Annotated in this window: 2 protein-coding genes; one reads left to right on the top strand and one right to left on the bottom strand. The window is 62.5% G+C overall.

Features of this window, described 5'->3' with window-relative positions:
• Positions 1 to 64: 64 nt before the first annotated feature.
• Positions 65 to 328 carry an SDR family NAD(P)-dependent oxidoreductase gene (locus TX78_RS10430; protein ID WP_044496094.1) on the bottom strand — a complete coding sequence of 88 codons (264 nt, stop codon included), beginning with the start codon at positions 326 to 328 and terminating at the stop codon, positions 65 to 67.
• A 146-nt stretch (positions 329 to 474) separates the two neighbouring features.
• On the opposite strand from TX78_RS10430, the gene TX78_RS10425 reads away from it, so the two are divergent.
• Positions 475 to 1,078 (top strand): adenylosuccinate synthetase (locus TX78_RS10425; RefSeq protein WP_044496093.1); only part of this gene is annotated, 604 nt, incomplete at its 3' end.

Genomic DNA, 1,078 nt, shown 5'->3' with positions numbered 1-1,078 from the left:
CCCCACCATCCCCCAATAACCCAGAGGGGCATGATGACATCCTCCCCGTCAGCGCCTCGCGGCGCTAACGATCAGTTGTCACCAGTTCGTTCCCCACGCCCAGCCGTCCGAAAGTCTCCACCGCACGGTCTGCCACGCGCTCGACGGACTCTGCTGCGGTGACGTCCACCGGCACCACCAGTGCGCGCACCCCGTGGCGGCGGCATTCGGAGGCTACCTCGCGTAGGGCCTCCTCACGCCGGGCAACCATCACCACATTGGCCCCGGCCGCAGCAAAACGCAGCGCGGTGGCCCGCCGGATGCCGCTGGAGGCGCCCGTGATGACCACTGCAGAACCTTTAATTTTCGGTGCTGTACCCATGGAGGTCCCCCTAGGTAGGGGTACTGGATAGTGGCTGGATTCTTCCTCGGCTTTCGCTCAGTTGAGCTTGGTAGACTCCCTAAGGCCTTGATTCCAGTCTCGAGAGGACCTTTATGCCAGCCATCGTGATCGTCGGTGCCCAGTGGGGCGACGAAGGTAAGGGCAAGGCAACCGATCTCTTGGGATCGCGAGTCGATTATGTGGTGAAACCCAACGGCGGAAACAACGCCGGTCATACCGTGGTGGTCAATGGTGAGAAGTTTGAGCTAAAGCTCCTTCCTGCCGGCATTCTTTCCCCGAACGCCACCCCGGTCATCGGCAATGGCGTCGTCGTGAACTTAGAGGCGCTCTTCCAGGAGATCGACGGGCTAGAGGCCCGCGGCGCGGACACCTCGCGGCTGAAGATCTCCGCCAACGCCCACCTGGTGGCCCCCTATCACCAGACCATGGACAAGGTCACCGAACGTTTCCTGGGTAAGCGTGCCATCGGCACCACTGGCCGCGGCATCGGTCCGGCCTACATGGACAAGGTGGGGCGCCTGGGTATCCGGGTGCAGGACATCTTCGATGAGTCCATCCTGCGGCAGAAGATCGAAGGCGCGCTGCGGCAGAAGAACGAGCTGCTGGTCAAGCTCTACAACCGTCGCGCGATCACCGTTGATGAGATCGCCGAGCACTTCCTCTCCTACGCAGAGCGGCTCAAGCCCATGGTGGTGG

This window comes from Nesterenkonia massiliensis, assembly GCF_000455245.1.
In the GTDB taxonomy this organism is placed as follows: domain Bacteria; phylum Actinomycetota; class Actinomycetes; order Actinomycetales; family Micrococcaceae; genus Nesterenkonia; species Nesterenkonia rhizosphaerae.
Note: the sequence above shows the minus strand (reverse complement) of the source record. Positions and strands in the feature narration are given on the sequence as shown.